Genomic DNA, 15,866 nt, shown 5'->3' with positions numbered 1-15,866 from the left:
CCTCCCCGCGCCTCAGCCGAGCCGCCGGTCGACGAAGCACCAGCGCCAGCTCTCCCCCGGCTCGAAGCTGCGCATCACCGGGTGGCCCGTCGTCTCGAAATGCCGGGTGGCGTGCCGCGCGGGCGAGGAGTCGCAGCAGGCGACCTGGCCGCAGCCCAGGCACAACCGCAGGTGCACCCAGGAGCCGCCCTCGGCGACACACTCAAGGCACGAGTCGGCCGAGCTGGGCTCCACCTCGGCGAATTCCCGCTCGAGGTGCTCGCACGACCGCACGGTGGCCGGGGGCGTGGTCAGCTCCCGGCCGGTCTCGTCGGCATCACCGGACACGGAGTCGAGCATAGACTCCTCGATGTCCAGCCGGTCCAGAATCCGGCGCAGCACGGCGTCGTCGACCCTCCGGTCGGCGCGGGCGGCGAGGAACTCGGCGCGCTCGGCCTCCAGCATCTCCAGCCGCAGCCTGCGGTAGGCCTCGCTCGGAGTCTCCACCGTGCCGCCCCGCCTGCCGAGCTGCTCCCACGCGTCGTCCGAGCGGTAGCGGACGCGGTCGCGCAGGCGCCGCAGCACCTCCTCCGGATCCCCGGGTCGCCGGACCTCGTCGAGGCGGGCGACCCCGGCCCTGGTCATGTCGTCGAGCAGCGCCGCCTCCTGCAGGGCGTCCACGTTCGGGTCCGGGGCGGGCAGCCGCAGCCGCCGCACGAGCGGCGGCAGCGTGGTGCCCTGCAGCAGCAGGGTCCCCGCCACCACGACGAACGCGGCCAGCACCAGCACCGCGCGGTGCGGTGTGTCGGTCGGGAGCGCGAACGCCGCCGCGAGCGTGACCACGCCGCGCATGCCGGCCCACGCGATCACCGTCGAGTACCGCCACGGCCACGCGTGCGAGCCGGTGACCCTGCGCAGCAGGCCGATGGCGAACATCCAGACGAACCGGAGCGCGATGGTGGTCGTCAGCACCGCGGAGCAGATCAGCACGAGGGTCCCGGCGCTCAGCTCGCTGTCGCCCACCTCGGCGAGGATCCGGCGCAGCTGCAGGCCGATGAGCAGAAAGACCATGTTCTCCAGCAGGAACTGGATCGTCTGCCAGTTCAGCCTGCTCGCCAGCCGTGAGGGACCGGAGAGCATCGTCGGGGTGCGGTGGCCGACGATGAGGCCCGCGGTCACCACGGCCAACACGCCGGAGCCGTGGATGAGCTCGGCGGGCAGGTAGGCGAGGAAGGGCAGCACGAACGAGAACGCCGTGTCGATCACCGGGTCCTCCATGCGCGCCCGCAGCAGCGCGGCCCCGAAGCCCACCACGAGGCCGACCGCCAGGCCGCCGACCGCCGCCAGCAGGAAGTTCTCCGCCGTCTCGAGCACGGTCACCGCGCCGCCGATCGCCGCGATCGCGGTGCGCAGCGCCACCAGCGCCGCGGCGTCGTTGAACAGGCTCTCGCCCTCGAGCAGGCGGACGATCTTGCGGGGCATACCGACGCGGCGCGCGACCGCGGTCGCGGCCACGGCGTCGGGCGGGGCGACCACCGCGCCGAGTGCGATCCCGGCCGCGAGCGGCAGGCCGGGCACGATCAGCCACGCGAGCACTCCGACGCCGACCGCCGTGAACACCACGAGCCCCACCGAGAGCAGCGCGATCGGGCCGCGGTTGGCGCGGAAGTCGACGAGGGACGAGCGGATCGCCGTGGCGTAGAGCAACGGCGGCAGCAGACCGAGCAGCACGACTTCGGGATGCAGCTCGTACTCGGGCATTCCGGGCACGAAGGACGCACCCACGCCGACCACGATCAGGCACAGGGGCGCGGACCAGTTCAGCCTGCCGGCCACCGCGGTGACCACGAGCACGGCGACGACCAGTCCGGCCAGCTCAGCCGCGACCTCCATGTGCTCATCTAAGCGCGTGCGCCGCCGCCTGCCCCAAGGCCACCTTTGTTGCGTTCAACGCAACAAAGGTGGCCTTGGGGGGCAGACGACGATCAGGTCTTCCACGGGGCAGGGCGGAACCGGCTTTCGCCCGGTTGCCAGAACCCGCCCGTAACTCCGGAACCGCCCGCGCGCTCAGCGGCGCGGCCGCAGGACTCGAGCGAGTGCCCGGAACGGCAACGTGACGACGTTGGCGATAGTGCTTCCGATCATCTGCAGAACTTCACTGATCCTTCGCATAGGGGCTCGGTTACCCGCTCGGGTGACGCCCCAACCAGCCCGTTCCCGTGCGGCTCAGGCGGCGACCACGCGCTCGCCGGCGGTCGCCGGGCGCGGTGAGGCCGCCATCGTCTCAGCGCGGCGGCTCCGGAGTCGGCAACGCCTGCTCGGCGATCGCGAGCACCGTGCGCAGGGCGGCGGACGGATTGTCGCGCCGCCACGCGAGCGCCGCCTGCAGCCGGACGCCCGGACCCGCGAGCGGGCGGTAGACGAGCCCGGTCTGCTGGATGTGCTGGCACGAGCTGAGCGTGAGGGTCACGCCCACGCCGGCCGCGACCAGCGCCAGGATCGTCCAGGAGTCGGGAGCCTCCTGCACCACGCGCGGGTTGAAACCGGCCTCGGCGCAGATCCGGACGGTCGCGTCCCGCACCGTCGAGCCCGCGTTGGCCGGGAAGCTCACGAACGGCTCCTCCGCGAGGTCTCCGATCGCGATCGCCTCCTGCCGGGCCAGCGGGTGGTCCGACGGCAGTGCGCACACCACCTCCTCCTCGTCGATCACCCGCGCCTCGACGCCCGGCAGCGTCACCGGAAGCCGTACGAACCCGAGGTCGAGCGAGCCGTCGGCGACCCGCGCGAGTGCGACGTTGGCGTAGGTCTGCCCCTTCATCACCAGCTCCAGGCCCGGCTGCGCCGCCCGCACGGCCCTGGTCAGCAGGGGCAGGCTCTCGTGGCTCGACGCGCCGGCGAAGCCGACGCTCACCCGCCCGTACTCGCCGCGGCCGGCCGCTTTCGCGGCCCTCGTGGCGATGTCGAGGTCGTCGAGCACGCGCCGCACCGGCTCCAGGAACGACTCCCCCGCGCTCGTCAGCCGTACCGACCGGGTGTTGCGCTCGAAGAGCTGCACGCCCAGTTCCTTCTCCAGCTGACGGATCTGCTGACTCAGCGGCGGCTGGGCCATGCGCAGCCGTTTGGCGGCGCGGCCGAAGTGCAGTTCCTCCGCCACGGCCACGAACGATGTCAGGTAGCGCAGCTCCACCGGCCACTCCCAGATTGAAACGCTGAACCTATCAGCGCGACCTTAATTCGGTATTGGACGGGAAACAATGGGGGCTGGCAAGGTGGGAGCCGTCCGCCACCGCCGCCCGAGCACTGGAGCCCGACGATGCCCCGGTCAGCACCGGCCCAGCCGGACAAGACGATGACCATGCGCGAGGCCATCGCGGCTCATGTGCACGACGGCGGCACCGTGTCGCTGGAGGGGTTCACGCACCTGATCCCGACCGCGGCCGGCCACGAGATCATCCGGCAGGGCCGTCGCGGGCTGACGATCGTGCGGATGACCGCCGACATCGTGGTGGACCAGCTGCTCGCCGCCGGCTGCGTGACCAAGCTCGTGTCGTCGTTCGTGGGCAACTCCTCGGCGGGCTCGCTGGGCGAGCTGCGCAGGCGCATCGAGAGCGCCGAGGGCGAGCCACTGGAGTTCGAGGAGTACAGCCACTACGGCATGATCTGCCGCTACCTCGCCGGTGCCCAGCGTCTGCCCTTCTACCCGCTGCGTTCCTACGCGGGCAGCGACCTGCCGTCGGTCAACCCGGCCATCCGCACGGTGACCTCGCCCTACGCCGACGAGCGCGTGCACGTGGTGCCGCCGGTGAACCCGGACGTGACGATCGTGCACGCGCAGCGCGCCGACCGGGCAGGCAACACCCAGATCTGGGGCCTCACGGGCATCCAGGCCGAGGCGGTGTTCGCAGCGCGCAGGGCCGTCGTGGTGGTGGAGGAGATCGTGGCCGACGAGGTGGTGCGCTCCGACCCCAACCGCACCGTGATCCCCGCGCACGCCGTGGACGCCGTCGTGGAGTGCCCCCGTGGCGCGCACCCCTCGTTCGCCCAGGGCTACTACGACCGGGACAACGCCTTCTACCGCTCGTGGTCCGCGATCAGCAGGGACCCGGACCGGCTCCAGGCGTGGCTCGCCGACTGGGTCCACGGCACCGCCGACCACGCCGAGTACGTCGCGAAGCTGGGCCCGGAGTTCTGGGCGAGGCTCGAGGTCGGCGAGGCGCTGAGCCTGCCGGTGAACTACGGGAGGCGGCTGTGAGCCCAGGGCACGTGGAGTGCACCTCGTCCGAGCTGCTGGCGGTCGTCGCGTCGCGCGAGCTGCGGGCGCGGCGGACCGTCTTCGCCGGCATCGGCCTGCCCACGCTGGCGGCCTCGCTCGCGCACCTGACCGTCGCGCCGGAACTGGAGATCGTCTACGAGTCGGGCGTCTGCGGCGCGCATCCGTCGCAGCTGCCGGAGACCATCGCCGACGCCGTGCTGATCACGGGCGCGGAGGCGGTGCTGCCCATGCCCGTGCTCTTCGGCTACGTGCTGCAGGGCGGGCACATCGACGTCGGCTTCCTCGGCGCGGCCCAGATCGACCGCTTCGGCAACCTCAACTCGTCGGTCATCGGCGACTGGCACGCACCCAAGGTGCGGCTGCCAGGGCCGGGTGGTGCGATGGAGGTGATGGCCAGCGCTCGCGAGGTTTTCGTGGTGATGCGGCGGCACGACCGGAGGTCCTTTGTGGACGAGCTCGACTTCTGTACCTCCCCCGGCCCCCACCGGGCGCTCGCCGAGGGCGTCCGCCCACTCGGCGCCGGCGTCACCAGGGTGGTCACCGAGCTCGGCATCCTCGCCAGCAGCGGCCAGGGCGACGAGCTGCGGCTGGTGGCCGTGCACCCCGGGGTCACGGTGGAGCAGGCCCGCGAGGCCACTGGCTGGGATCTCGCCGTCGCCCCCGACCTCGGCACCGTCCAGCCGCCAACGGCGGCCGAGCTGCGGCTGCTGCGCGACGAGGTCGACCCCGGCCGGGTCTACCTACGCTGAGTGCTCGCCACACCAAGGAGATCGGAACATGCGCATCAGGATCATCGGCACCGGAGTGATGGGCCGGGGCATCGCCCAGTGGGCCGCGACCGCAGGGCACACGGTTGAGCTGGCCGACGCCCGGCAGGAGTCGGTGGGTGAGGCGATCACGTTCGTCCGCGGCATGCTCGACCGTGCCGTCAGCAAGGGCAGGACCAGCGCCGAGGAGGCCGAGGCCATCGCGGCGCGGCTGCTCCCCGTCGACTCCCCCGGCAAGCCAGGCGACGACGTCGACCTGGTGGTGGAGGCGATCAGGGAGGATCTCGACACCAAGGCCGCGCTGTTCACCGAGCTGGAGTCGGCGCTGCCCGCCCGCACCGTGTTCGCCACCAACACCTCGTCACTGCCGGTCACGCAGATCGCCGCGCGACTCGGCGACCCGTCGCGGCTGTGCGGGCTGCACTTCTTCAACCCGGTGCCGCTGATGAAGATCGTCGAGGTGATCCCCGGCGCGCGGACGCGCCCGGACATCGTCGGCACGCTCACCGCCCTGGTCCGCGACACCGGGCACCGGGCCGTGGTCGTCGCCGACACCCCGGGCTTCCTCATCAACCACGCCGGCCGGGGCCTCGTCACCGAGGCGCTGGCACTGCTGGAGGAGCAGGTCGCCGAGCCGGCCGAGCTGGACCGCATCGCCAGGGACGTGCTCGGCCTGAAGATGGGCCCGTTCGAGCTGATGGACCTCACCGGCCTCGATGTCACGGCCACGGTGATCGACTCGATCTGGCACGGCTTCCGCTACTCCGACCGGCTGCGGCCGTCGTTCCTCACGCCGAACCGGGTCGCCGCGGGCCTGCACGGTCGCAAGACCGGGCGGGGCTGGTTCGACCACGCCGAGGGCGCGGCGCCACCGGAAGAGGCACCGGTCACCGGCGACCCGAAGCGTCCCGTGTGGACACCCGGCGCCGACGTGCGGGCCGCGCTGGCCGACGCGGGCGCCACCGTGGAGGACGGCGAAGCGCCGTCAGCCGACGCCGTGGTGCTGGTGCCGACGTGGGGCACGACGGTCGCGTCCCGCGTCGCCGAGGACGGATTGCCCGCGACGCGCACCGTCGGCGTCGACCCGATGTCGCTGGCGGCCTCGCGCCGGGTGCTCGCCGTCACCCCGGCGACCGACCCGGCGGTCGCGCGCGACGCGCGGGCGGCGCTAGCCCTCGGCGAGCACAGCGTGTCGGTCGTGCGCGACAGCGCGGGTTCCCCGGCCCAGCGGCTGGTGTCGTCGATCGTCTCCGTCGCCGCGTCGATCGCCGAGCGCGGCATCGCGAGCCCCTCCGACATCGACGTGGCCGTCACCACCGGGCTCGGCTACCCGGTCGGCCCGCTCGCGTGGGGCGATCGGATCGGTGCCACCGAACTACTGACGCTGCAACGGAACCTGCACTCCACCACCGGCGATCCCCGCTACCGGCCCACCCGCTGGCTCACCGAGCGCGCTCAGCTTGGCCTGCCGCTGACCGAGCGGGGAACCTCGCCCTCCGATGTCATCGAGTCCGGAAAGGACACCCACTGATGCTCGCCCGCGACTTCGGGCTCACCGAGACCCAGCGCGACATCCGCGACCTCGCCGCCGGGTTCGTCGACGCCGAGATAGTCCCGCACGCCCGGGAGTGGGACCGCGCCGAGCGCGTCGATCCGGCCATCGTGAAACGCCTGGGAGAGCTGGGGTTCCTCGGGCTGATGGTCGACGAGCGCTACGGCGGCGTCGACGCCGACACGCTCTCCTACGTCCTGGTGACCGAGGAGCTCGGCCGCGGCGACTCGGCGGTGCGCGGCATCGTGTCGGTGTCGCTCGGCCTGGTCACCAAGACCATCGCCGGGTACGGCACCGAGGAGCAGCGGCAGGAGTGGCTACCGCGCCTGGTGAGCGGTGAGGCGCTCGGCTGCTTCGCGCTCACCGAACCGGGAACGGGCTCGGACGCCGGCTCGCTGCGCACGCGCGCCGTCCGCGACGGGAGCGACTGGGTGTTGCGCGGCAGCAAGATGTTCATCACCAACGGAACCCAGGCGAAGGTGGCGCTCACGTTCGCGCGAACGAGCGATTCGGGCGTCACGGCGTTCCTGGTGCCCACGGACTCCCCCGGCTTCACTGCCACCGAGATCAAGGGCAAGCTCGGCCTGCGCGGGCAGGCCACCGCGGAGCTGACGTTCGACAACGTGCGGGTGCCCGACGCGGCGCGGCTCGGCGAGGTCGACCGCGGCCTCGGCATCGCGCTCGGCGCGCTCTCGCGGGGCCGGATCTCCGTCGCGGCGGGCGCGGTGGGTGTCGCACAGGCGGCGCTCGACGCCGCCACTCGCTACGCCGGGGAACGCGACCAGTTCGGCAAGCCGATCGCCTCGTTCCAGCTGGTGCAGGAGCTGCTCGCCGACGCGGCGGTGGACGTGCAGGCCTCGCGCCTGCTGACCCACCACGTCGCGCGCATGGCCGACGCGGGAGTAAAGCCGAAGGACTACGCGACCGACGCCTCCGCCGCGAAGTACCACGCGAGCGAGACGGCGGTACGGGTGAGCAACAGCTGCCTCCAGGTGTTCGGCGGCTACGGCTTCATCGACGAGTACCCGGCCGGCAAGTACCTCCGGGACGCCCGCGTGCTGACCCTCTACGAGGGCACGAGCCAGATCCAGAAGCTCATCATCGGCAGGGACCTGACAGGCATCAACGCGATGTCCTGACCCTCGGCCAACCGCGGTGAAGATGGGCCTCCACCGCGGCCCTCAGCCGAGGGCGTGCGGCGTCGACGGCCTCGCCTCCGCTCAGCATCCGGGGCCGCCGCTCCTGCGTCGCCGTCCCACCGGACCGCCTCCGCGCCGTCTCGGGCCATCCGACCACGCGCGGGCCGCGCACACCAGAGCAGGTGGCCGGACGTTGACCGGCAGGGACCGAGGGCGGACAGTGGGCGCCATGGCGCTGCAGTTGAGCGAGCAGTTCGCCCGGCAGCTCGGTGAGCTCCGGTTCGAGCCGACCCAGAAGCGCGTCCGGGCGATCGCCGGGGACGAGACGGTCGCCGACTCCCGCCGCGCCGTGCTGGTCTGGGAGCCGAAACGGGTCGTGGCCTCCTACGCGGTGCCGGAGGAGGACCTGCTCGCCACGGTCGTTCCCGCGGACCGGGCCGCGGCCGCCGAGCACCCGGTGCCGCTCGGCAAGGACAGCCCGCAGGTGCTGGACCCCCGCACCGCCTTCGCCGCGCACACCTGCGATGGCGATCCGGTGTCGCTGCGCACGAACGCGCTTTTCCTCGATGCGGCCGGATTCCGGCCCGCCGACCCCGACCTCGCCGGCCACGTGGTGCTCGACTTCGGCGCCTTCGACCAGTGGCTCGAAGAGGACGAGCCGATCGTCGGCCATCCCCGCGACCCGTTCTCGCGCATCGACGTCCGGCGCAGCTCCAGCCGCGTGCGGATCCAGCTGGACGGCGTGCCGCTGGCCGAGAGCACCTCAGCGCTGCTGCTCTTCGAAACCCACATCACTCCGCGGTTCTACCTCCCGAGGGCCGATGTGCGGATGGACCTGCTGAGCCCGTCGGACACCACGAGCGTGTGCGCCTACAAGGGTCTGGCCACGTACTTCTCAGCCGACACCGGGGGCCGGTCCCACCCCGACGTCGCCTGGACGTATGCGCGACCGCTGGCCGGCCTCACGGAGATCGCGGACCACGTGTGCTTCTTCGACGAGCGCGTCGACGTGGTCCTCGACGGCGCGCCCAGGCCGCGCCCGGTCACGCCCTGGTCGTGACCGCCCCGGCGGCGAACACGATCCGCGTCGATCACACTACGTATATGATTGTGATCCAGCTCATAGCCTGATTGCAGTAATGAACCGCTCGCCTTTTCGGATCTACCCGGCAAGCGACGCACAGACCTGGGGTTTTGACGGAGAACTTCCCGCCGCCGCCACAGTCCGCTCCACGGCGACCATTGTCACCGTGCGTGACAACGCGTCCTGAAAACGGAAGGGCAAGGTGGCCCGTGGGAGCGCACACAGCCGGCGGAAGCCGCGTCGTAACGGTGGTCCCCGCGCACGACGAGGAAGCGAGCATCGCACTGACGCTCGGGTCGCTGCGGCGGCAGTCCGTGCCGCCGGACGCCGTGTACGTGGTGGCGGACAACTGCACCGACCGCACGGCCGACATCGCGATCGCGCACGGCGCGACGGTGTTCACCACCGAGGCCAATGTGGACAAGAAGGCCGGCGCCCTCAACCAGGCGCTCGACCGGCTGCTGCCCCAACTCGACGATGACGACCTCGTGCTCGTCATGGACGCGGACTCGCTGCTCGGCGACGACTGGATCGCCACCGCGCTGCGGGCCCTGCACCGCGACCCGGCGATCGGCGCCGTCGGCGGCATCTTCTACGGCGAGGGCGGCTCGGGCATGCTCGCGCAGTTGCAGCGCAACGAGTACGTCCGCTACGCGCGCGACGTCCTGCGCCGGGGCCGAGGGGTCTGGGTGCTCACGGGAACCTCGACCATGCTGCGGGTCTCGGTGCTGCGCGAGATCGCCGAAGCGCGCGGGCGATCCCTGCCCGGCCGCCGGGGCGAGTTCTACGACCGCGCCGCACTGACCGAGGACATGGAGATCACCCTGGCCTGTTTGAGACTCGGCTACCGCTGCGTGTCACCGGGCCGGTGCTCGACGACGACGGAGCTCATGCCGACGTGGCGGGATCTGTGGCGGCAGCGCCTGCGCTGGCAGCGGGGCGCGCTCGACAACATGCGCACCCACGGCGTCAACCGGACGACCCTGCCCTACCTGTTCCAGCAGCTGTGGGCGGTCTGCGGCTTCGCCGTCATCATCGGCTACCCGCTGCTGTTCGGCGCGACCCTCGCGATGGGCCAGCCGATCGTGCTGCACCCGTTCTGGCTCGGCGTTGGCGCCCTGTGTGTGGCGGACCGCCTCATCACCGTCCGCAAGGCGGGCTGGCGGGGCATAGGAGTGACCCTGCTGTTCGTCCCAGAGATGATCTACGACTTCTTCCGGCTCGCGGTGTACGTCGCCGGCTGGCGGGACGCGGTGCTGCGCCGCACCCCCCGCTGGCACCACGTCACCCGGTCCGCCACCGCACTCACCGAGGGGAGGTGAAACACATGTACGGCAAAGGCATCTCCACCGCCGCGGGCACCGGCACCGCCGGCACGCTCGCCTACACCGGTCTCAGCACCGCGTGGCTCGTTCTCGCCGCCCTGATGCTGATCATGGCGGGCGTCGCGCTGGTCAAGCTCCTCCCCCGCAAGGGCCAAGCGGACCTGTAACCCTCCGCGCCCCCGCGCCCCCGCGCCCCCGAACTGCAGTGAAGGCCACCATGCCTGCGTTGAACGCAGGCATGGTGGCCTTCACTGCGGTCAGGCTCCGCCGGTTCGCCTACCGTGATCGCGGGCATCCCAGTCGCACCTGCCGCCCTGATCACGAAGGATTGCCGCATGGAGTCCACCGACCACCTCCACTACCTGCTCGTGCTCGCCGCATGCGTGGCCGTCACACTGCCGCTGGAGTTCCTCGGCGCCGGGGTCTACCGCAGGCCGCGCAGGCTCGTCCGCGCGCTGCTTCCCGCGGCCGCGCTGTTCGCGGCGTGGGACCTCGCCGCGATCGCGGGCGGCGTGTGGAGCATCGACTCCCGCTACACCCTCGGCGTGTACGTCGCGCCGGGGATGCCGCTGGAGGAGGCGCTCTTCTTCCTCGTGATCCCGCTCTGCGGGCTGCTGACGTTCGAGGCCGTGCGCGCGGTGCTCGGCAGGCGGATCGGGGCGCGCGCGTGACCGGCGTCGGCTACACCCTGCCCGCGCTGCTGTCGGTACCCGCCGTGATCGTGGCCGAACTGGCGTGGCTGCGCACGGGGCTGTTCCGCCGCCCCGCCTACTGGGTCACGCTCGCGATCGTGTTCGCGTTCCAGGTGCCCGTGGACGGGTGGCTGACCAAGCTCAGCGCGCCCATCGTCGTCTACAACCCCGCGCACCTCAGCGGGGTGCGGTTCCCCTTCGACATCCCCGTCGAGGACTTCCTGTTCGGTTTCGGCCTCGTCACGCTCACCCTGCTGTGCTGGGTACGGCCCGAACGCGAACGGTCCCGCGCATGACCCGCCACGACGTACCCGCCGCGTTCGACCACGCGGCGACGGCGTACGACCGGCTCGTCGGGCTCAACCCCGGCTACCACGCGCACCTGCGCGCGGCCGCCCGCGGTCTCGCCGGTGCGGGCCCGCGCGTGCTCGACGCCGGCTGCGGCACGGGCGCCTCGACGGCCGCGGTGCTCGCCGCGGTGCCCGATGCCGACGTCGTCGCCGTCGACGGCTCCGCCGCGATGCTCGCCGTCGCCGCCGGAAAGACCTGGCCCCGGCCCGTCGAGTTCGTCCACGGCCGCGTCGAGGACCTCCCGGCCGCGGGCGTCACCGGGCCCTTCGACGGCGTCCTCGCCGCGTACCTGGTCCGCAACCTGCCCGATCCGGACCGCACGCTCACCGCGCTGCGGGACCTGCTGCGCCCGGGTGGCGTGCTCGTGGTGCACGACTACAGCCTCAGCGACCACCCGGTGCCGAGGTGGATCTGGAACGCCGTGTGCTGGTCGGTGATCATCCCGTCGGGCAGGCTCGTCGCCGGTGACGCGAGCCTGTACCGCTACCTGTGGCGCAGCGTCCGCGACTTCGACGACCCCGCGGGTGTCGTCGCGATGCTGCGGCACGCCGGGTTCCGCGACGTCCGCTGCGGCACCGTGCGCGGCTGGCAACGTGGCATCGTGCACACGTTCCGGGCGGTGGCATGAGCCGCGATCGCAGGCGGGCACGGCATCCCGCGCCACGCGGCCGGTCCGGCGCGACCGGGACCGGCCGCCGCGTCGTCGTGGCCGGTGGCGGCATCGCGGGCCTGGCGGCGGCGACCGCGCTCGCGGAGCGCGGTGTCGCGGTCGAACTGTTCGAGCGCGAGTCCTACCTCGGTGGCCGCGTCGGCGGGTGGACCACGACGCTTCCCGACGGGACGCGCACCGGCATGAGCCGGGGATTCCACGCCTTCTTCCGCCAGTACTACAACCTGCGGGCGCTGCTGCGCCGTGCCGACCCGGACCTCGGCGTGCTGACCCCCGTGCCGGACTACCCGCTGGTGGACGCGCACGGCCGCACCGATAGCTTCGAGGGCCTGCCCCGCACGCCGCCGTGGAACGCGCTCGCCTTCGCATTGCGCAGCCCCACCTTCACCGCGAGGGACCTGCTGCGCGTCGACCGGAGGACGGCGCTGGCGCTGCTGAACGTCCGCGTGCCGGGCACCTACGAGGAGCTCGACCACATCGACGCGCGGGAGTTCCTCGACCGGGTCCGGTTCCCGCCCGCGGCCCGTCACCTCGCCTTCGACGTGTTCTCCCGCAGCTTTTTCGCCGATCCCCGGCAGCTCTCGGCCGCCGAGCTGGCGGTGATGTTCCACCTGTACTTCCTCGGTTCCGCCGAGGGGCTGCTCTTCGACGTGGCGAACGAGCCCTTCCACCGCCTGTGGCAGCCGCTCGCCGAACAGCTCGGCCGCCACGGCGGGACCGTCCACACCGGAACGGCGGTCGAGGCGATCGAGCCGGGCACCCGGTTCCGGGTCCACACCGGCGCGCACGTGACCGAGGCCGACGCCGTGGTGCTCGCACTGGATGTGCGCGGCCTGCGGGAGGTGGTGGCCGCCTCCCCCGGTCTCGGCAGCCGCGACTGGCGCGACCGGATCGCGGGACTCGCGACCGCGCCGCCGTTCCTGGTCCGCCGCCTGTGGTTCGACCGGCCGGTCGAACCCGCCCGCCCCGCCTTCCTGGCCACCGGCGGCCTGCCGCCGCTGGACAACATCAGCGTGCTCGACCGGTTCGACAGCGACGCCGCGTCCTGGGCACGGCGCTCGGGCGGGTCCGTGGTCGAACTGCACGCCTACGCCGCAACGGGTTCGGCCGAGGAGACCGGGCGGGCTCTGCTCACGCGGCTGCACGAGCTCTATCCGGAGACCCGCACGGCGACGACCGTGGCGGACCGCTCCGAATGGCGGGCCGACTGCCCCCTGTTCCCGCCGGGCGGCTTCCCGCGCAGGCCCGGCATCGAGACCCCGGTGGAGGGTCTCGTCCTCGCGGGCGACGCCATCCGCGTTGACCTTCCCGTCGCGCTCATGGAGCGGGCGGCGACCACCGGACTGGCGGCGGCCAACCGACTGCTGGCCGCCTGGGGCGTCACCGGCCACGACCTGCTAAGCGTGCCCGTGCGGGGCCGCATCCCGCCCCTGCGGCTGCTGGCCGCCCACGCCACCCCGAGGGCGCCTCAGTCGCATTGACCGCCACCGACATGCCCTTGGGCGCCGGAGCGGGGCTGGGCCTCCACGAACCACTCCCTGCCGAACAGCACAGCGAAGATCGGCACGGGCAGCCGCAACAACCCCCGGAACAGCGGGCCCACCCGGCCGCCACCGCCGACCTGCGACTCGTGGGCCGCGAGCGCGGCGCGTTTCCGTGCCGCGAACGCGCGCACGTCGTAGCGGTGCGTGATCTCCGCGCGCGGGCTGAAGGCGCCGTGGAAGACATCGCGGTCGTAGCGCAGCGGCACCCGCAGCGCCGTCAGCACGTCGTAGGCCCTCGCCACCGGCTCGCGGGGCATCGTCGCCTCCAGCACGCGAACGCCGGTGAGCGCGGCGGCGTGCAGGCCGACGTGGTGGACGTGCACATGGTCCCGGTGCCCGTATCCGCCGCGCGGGTCGTAGCTCAGCAGCAGGTCGGCCCGCTCCTCCCGAAGCAGCGCGGCGAGCTTGGCCGCGGCCTCGCCGACGTCGGCGCGCACGAACCGCGTGCGGCCCGGCGGGTCGGCGAAGAGCAGCGGGCCGTGCCCGCTGTCGGCGTACCCGAGGTGCGCGACCCTCGCCGCACCCAGGATCCGAGCGCTCGCGCGCAGCTCGGCCGCGCGCACCCTCGCCTTGTCCTCATCGGCGCTGTCGGACGCCACGACGATCACCACGCGGTGCCCCTCGGCGGCGAGCCGGGCGAGCGTCCCACCGGTGAGCAGCACCTCGTCGTCGGCATGGGCGTGAAACGCCACGACGGTGCGCCCGCCGGGCGTGCTCACCGCGGGTAACCGACCTCGTACTCGTCGTTCTCGTTCTTGACCGTGATCTGCACACGCTTCGGCTCGCCCGCGATCACGGCGGTGCAGTCGAACTTGAGACCGACCTCCACCGGCTGGTCCGGCGGGCAGGTGACACGCTCGACGCCCTCGACACGGTAGCTCTGAGTGAGGATCTGCTGCACCGACATCTGCATGGCCTCCGCGTCGAACACCTTCGACACGGGCGCCAGGCTGGTCGTGGTGCTCGCCGCGGTGGCGGTGGCCTGTTCGCCCGACGAGGTCGCAGCGGAGGTCGCTGAGCTCTCGGAGGCCGGCGTGGCGGGCTCCTCCCCGCCGCTGTCGCACGCCCCGAGCAGCAGGGCGGCGCCCGCCATCATCACCAACAGGACAGCGCGAACCCGCACAGTCGGACACCCCGGAGAAGTTGATCGTTCACAGGTCAGAAGAACGTACCGCACCACGGCGCCGCATGCGCAGCGAACAGCTGATCCGCCACCCGCGCGGTGGCGGGCTGCGCGAACCACAGGCGTCCGGCCCTCGCGAGCGCCGACGGCCGCCAGCCGCCGAGGTAGGCCATCGCCAGCGCGTCCACACCGAGCCGCACGGCCGAGGGCTCGTCGGTGCGCACCGCCCCGTCCTGGCTCAGGAGATAGCGGCCGGTGTTGTGCTCCAGCACCGGGTCCATGACCTCGATCACCAGCGGCTCCCCGGCCCAGCGCCGGGCCGCCAGCGCGGCGGGAACGTCGAGCAGCCGCAGCCATGTCTCGTCGCCGCCGCCCGTCACCCGGCACGCGCGCGGGTCGGTGAACAGGAGGTCGACGGGCTCGTCGAGCGGCCGGTACACCAGCGAGATCTCGTCGACCAGGTCGACCGAGAGCAGGTAGCGCCAGATCCCCGCGAACGCCGCGGTGTCGTCGTAGTGCAGGTCCTCGACCGTGAGCACGCCGGGACCGCCCGCGGTGCGGCCCACGCGGTATACCACGAAGCCGTCGACGCCGTGCCTGCCGTGATGCACGGCGATCGTGACCGGGTCGTCGCCCCTTCTCAGCGCGCCGTCGAAGTAGTTCCACCAGTGGTCCGGCCTGGCCATCATGCCCGAGCGCCTGCTGATGCGCGCGTAGCTCTCCGCGAGCACCGTCCGCGCCGCGTCGACGTCGATCAGCTCGACCTCACCGCCCGGTGGTACGTCGGGCCGCAGGACGGCCTGCCGCCGGTTGACCGTGGACGAGCGCCCGTGGGTGGCGACGCCGTAGCCGAAGCGGCCGTAGATCGGCCCCTCGGAGGCCCAGAGGTTCGCGGCGATCACCCCGCGCTCGGCGAAGTCCTCGAACTGGGCGCGCATCAGCTCGGTCAGCACGCCGCGCCGCGTGCGGTCGGCCCGCACGCCGACACCCGTGACCGCCGCGGAGCGCACCGGGGCCCCGCCGGGCACCGTCAGGTCCGAGTCGGTCGAGCGGGCGGTGCCGATGAGGGCGTCGTCGAAGACGCCGAGAGTGCGACCTGGCTGGTAGGCGTGCCGCGTGCGGTCCCATTCCTCGTCGGGAGCCGGCTTGATGTGCAGGGCGGCACGGAACAGCGTGCTGGCGGCGCGCAGCTCGTCCTCGCGCAGCACGCGCGTGCGGTGATCGGTCATGGGTCCGATGCTCGTCCACCGGCGCCCGCGGCCGCCACCGGATTAGCGCCAGCCCCGCCGCAGCCCCACCCGCAGTGAAGGCCACAGTGATGATGTGTGTGGGCGGGATCCCGGCACTCCTGACTCGGAAGGCCACCG

Annotated in this window: 17 protein-coding genes; 11 read left to right on the top strand and 6 right to left on the bottom strand. The window is 72.6% G+C overall.

All coding sequences use genetic code 11. The features are described from left to right. Nucleotides 1–12: 12 nt before the first annotated feature. The 3 genes from FCN18_RS07150 to FCN18_RS07145 all read right to left on the bottom strand — a co-directional run bounded on the left by FCN18_RS07150 (nt 13) and on the right by FCN18_RS07145 (nt 3,166). Nucleotides 13–1,872, bottom strand: a complete 1,860-nt coding sequence (locus FCN18_RS07150) for a Na+/H+ antiporter (protein ID WP_137094018.1) — start codon at nt 1,870–1,872, stop codon at nt 13–15. A 174-nt stretch (nt 1,873–2,046) separates the two neighbouring features. Beyond that, on the bottom strand, nt 2,047–2,151 hold the full coding sequence (locus FCN18_RS40815) for an LPFR motif small protein (RefSeq protein ID WP_369973557.1): 105 nt from the start codon (nt 2,149–2,151) through the stop codon (nt 2,047–2,049). A gap of 112 nt (nt 2,152–2,263) precedes the next feature. Beyond that, nucleotides 2,264–3,166 carry a LysR family transcriptional regulator gene (locus FCN18_RS07145; protein ID WP_112269156.1) on the bottom strand — a complete coding sequence of 301 codons (903 nt, stop codon included), beginning with the start codon at nt 3,164–3,166 and terminating at the stop codon, nt 2,264–2,266. Between the two features lie 126 nt (nt 3,167–3,292). Here FCN18_RS07145 and FCN18_RS07140 point away from each other — a divergent pair, with 126 nt between their 5' ends. The 11 genes from FCN18_RS07140 to FCN18_RS07095 all read left to right on the top strand — a co-directional run bounded on the left by FCN18_RS07140 (nt 3,293) and on the right by FCN18_RS07095 (nt 13,313). Then, nucleotides 3,293–4,231 (top strand): CoA transferase subunit A, encoded by a 939-nt coding sequence (locus FCN18_RS07140; protein ID WP_112269154.1) that lies wholly within the window; start codon nt 3,293–3,295, stop codon nt 4,229–4,231. After that, nucleotides 4,228–5,001: a CoA-transferase subunit beta gene (locus FCN18_RS07135; protein WP_112269152.1), complete on the top strand. Its 774-nt coding sequence runs from the start codon at nt 4,228–4,230 to the stop codon at nt 4,999–5,001. Before FCN18_RS07140 ends, FCN18_RS07135 begins: the two co-directional genes overlap by 4 nt. Before the next feature lie 28 nt (nt 5,002–5,029). Next, entirely contained in the window at nt 5,030–6,550 is a 1,521-nt protein-coding gene (locus FCN18_RS07130) for a 3-hydroxyacyl-CoA dehydrogenase (protein WP_112269150.1), read from the top strand. Then, nucleotides 6,550–7,710, top strand: coding sequence for an acyl-CoA dehydrogenase family protein (locus tag FCN18_RS07125; protein ID WP_137094016.1), 1,161 nt, complete (start codon nt 6,550–6,552; stop codon nt 7,708–7,710). Before FCN18_RS07130 ends, FCN18_RS07125 begins: the two co-directional genes overlap by 1 nt. A gap of 229 nt (nt 7,711–7,939) precedes the next feature. Continuing rightward, nucleotides 7,940–8,770 (top strand): DUF427 domain-containing protein, encoded by an 831-nt coding sequence (locus FCN18_RS07120; RefSeq protein WP_137094014.1) that lies wholly within the window; start codon nt 7,940–7,942, stop codon nt 8,768–8,770. 233 nt (nt 8,771–9,003) lie between these two features. Further along, nucleotides 9,004–10,116 (top strand): glycosyltransferase, encoded by a 1,113-nt coding sequence (locus tag FCN18_RS07115; RefSeq protein ID WP_137094012.1) that lies wholly within the window; start codon nt 9,004–9,006, stop codon nt 10,114–10,116. A gap of 5 nt (nt 10,117–10,121) precedes the next feature. Next, nucleotides 10,122–10,286 carry a hypothetical protein gene (locus tag FCN18_RS39005; protein ID WP_158303067.1) on the top strand — a complete coding sequence of 55 codons (165 nt, stop codon included), beginning with the start codon at nt 10,122–10,124 and terminating at the stop codon, nt 10,284–10,286. Between the two features lie 168 nt (nt 10,287–10,454). Beyond that, nucleotides 10,455–10,790, top strand: coding sequence for a lycopene cyclase domain-containing protein (locus tag FCN18_RS07110; RefSeq protein ID WP_112269144.1), 336 nt, complete (start codon nt 10,455–10,457; stop codon nt 10,788–10,790). Next, nucleotides 10,787–11,107, top strand: coding sequence for a lycopene cyclase domain-containing protein (locus FCN18_RS07105; protein WP_137094010.1), 321 nt, complete (start codon nt 10,787–10,789; stop codon nt 11,105–11,107). The genes FCN18_RS07110 and FCN18_RS07105 overlap by 4 nt, the downstream gene beginning before the upstream one ends. After that, nucleotides 11,104–11,790, top strand: a complete 687-nt coding sequence (locus tag FCN18_RS07100; RefSeq protein WP_137094007.1) for a class I SAM-dependent methyltransferase — start codon at nt 11,104–11,106, stop codon at nt 11,788–11,790. The genes FCN18_RS07105 and FCN18_RS07100 overlap by 4 nt, the downstream gene beginning before the upstream one ends. Further along, a complete protein-coding gene (locus FCN18_RS07095; RefSeq protein ID WP_137094005.1) occupies nt 11,787–13,313 on the top strand; it encodes an FAD-dependent oxidoreductase in 1,527 nt (508 codons plus the stop codon). The genes FCN18_RS07100 and FCN18_RS07095 overlap by 4 nt, the downstream gene beginning before the upstream one ends. Here FCN18_RS07095 and FCN18_RS07090 read toward each other — a convergent pair. From FCN18_RS07090 to FCN18_RS07080, 3 genes are read right to left on the bottom strand one after another with little or no spacing between them, the layout of a single operon-like run. After that, nucleotides 13,301–14,095 carry a PIG-L deacetylase family protein gene (locus FCN18_RS07090; RefSeq protein ID WP_137094003.1) on the bottom strand — a complete coding sequence of 265 codons (795 nt, stop codon included), beginning with the start codon at nt 14,093–14,095 and terminating at the stop codon, nt 13,301–13,303. The two genes, FCN18_RS07095 and FCN18_RS07090, sit on opposite strands and share 13 nt — an antisense overlap. Further along, a complete protein-coding gene (locus tag FCN18_RS07085) occupies nt 14,092–14,499 on the bottom strand; it encodes a DUF4333 domain-containing protein (RefSeq protein ID WP_137094001.1) in 408 nt (135 codons plus the stop codon). Before FCN18_RS07085 ends, FCN18_RS07090 begins: the two co-directional genes overlap by 4 nt. Before the next feature lie 35 nt (nt 14,500–14,534). Further along, on the bottom strand, nt 14,535–15,728 hold the full coding sequence (locus tag FCN18_RS07080) for a GNAT family N-acetyltransferase (protein ID WP_137093998.1): 1,194 nt from the start codon (nt 15,726–15,728) through the stop codon (nt 14,535–14,537). Nucleotides 15,729–15,866 lie beyond the last annotated feature (138 nt).

Origin of the sequence: Prauserella endophytica, assembly GCF_005146945.1 — a bacterium.
Classification (GTDB): domain Bacteria; phylum Actinomycetota; class Actinomycetes; order Mycobacteriales; family Pseudonocardiaceae; genus Prauserella_A; species Prauserella_A endophytica.
Note: the sequence above shows the minus strand (reverse complement) of the source record. Positions and strands in the feature narration are given on the sequence as shown.